The sequence below is a fragment of the Phyllobacterium sp. P5_D12 genome (genome assembly GCF_054049495.1).
Map to the genome: position 1 here is coordinate 1 of NZ_JBFUMG010001003.1, position 971 is coordinate 971.

A 971-nucleotide genomic window follows, 5' to 3' on the forward strand; every position below is an offset into this window, starting at 1 on the left:
CCATTCGACCAGCTTGAAGGTTATATCTGGATGAACGGCGAATTCGTTCGCTGGGCGGACGCAAAGGTCCATGTGCTTACCCATGGCTTGCACTACGCCAGTTCGGTTTTTGAGGGTGAGCGGGCTTATGGCGGCGAAATATTCAAACTCAACGAGCACACTGAGCGCCTACATGAGTCTGCACGCATTCTTGGCTTCAAAATACCTTATACAGTTGAAGAACTGAACGATGCGAGCCGCAAACTATTGGCCAAACAGGGCTTCCAGGACGCCTATGTCCGGCCGGTTGCGTGKCGCGGTAGCGAATCAATGGGGGTTTCTGCTCAAGCAAACAAGATCAACGTCGCCATCGCTATCTGGCAGTGGCCGAGTTATTTCGACCCGGCCCAGAAGCTCAAAGGTATCCGCCTGGATCTCGCGGAATATCGCCGTCCTGACCCACGAACCGCTCCATCGAAGTCCAAGGCAGCGGGTCTATATATGATATGCACGATCTCCAAGCATGCGGCGGAGGCAAAGGGATATGCTGACGCACTAATGCTCGATTGGCGTGGACGGGTTGCCGAAGCAACTGGCGCGAACGTATTTTTCGTCAAGGATGGAGTTCTTCACACACCAACGCCAGATTGTTTCCTCGATGGTATCACACGCCGGACAGTCATCGATTTGGCCAAGCGCCGTGGTTATGAAGTTATCGAGCGCGCCATTCTGCCGGAAGAACTGGAGACTTTCGAGCAATGCTTCCTGACGGGGACAGCCGCAGAAGTTACGCCGGTGGCAGAAATTGGTCCTTATCGTTTCACCGTTGGCGAGATGGCAGCTAATCTGATGAATGATTATGCAGCAGAAGTAATGCCAAAGAAAGCTGCTGCTGAGTAACAGCTGGATAAAACGAAGAAATGAACTTGATACCTACGGTATGAKGTATCAAGTTGTTTGACATTGATTAAAACTTAGTCATCATGTTGCAT

General features: G+C 51.3%; 1 protein-coding gene. It reads left to right on the plus strand.

From position 1 onward, the window contains the following. Positions 1–879: branched-chain amino acid aminotransferase (locus tag ACXJ5O_RS28280; RefSeq protein WP_457302808.1), on the plus strand; the 879-nt coding region annotated here is incomplete at its 5' end. Positions 880–971: the final 92 nt, after the last annotated feature.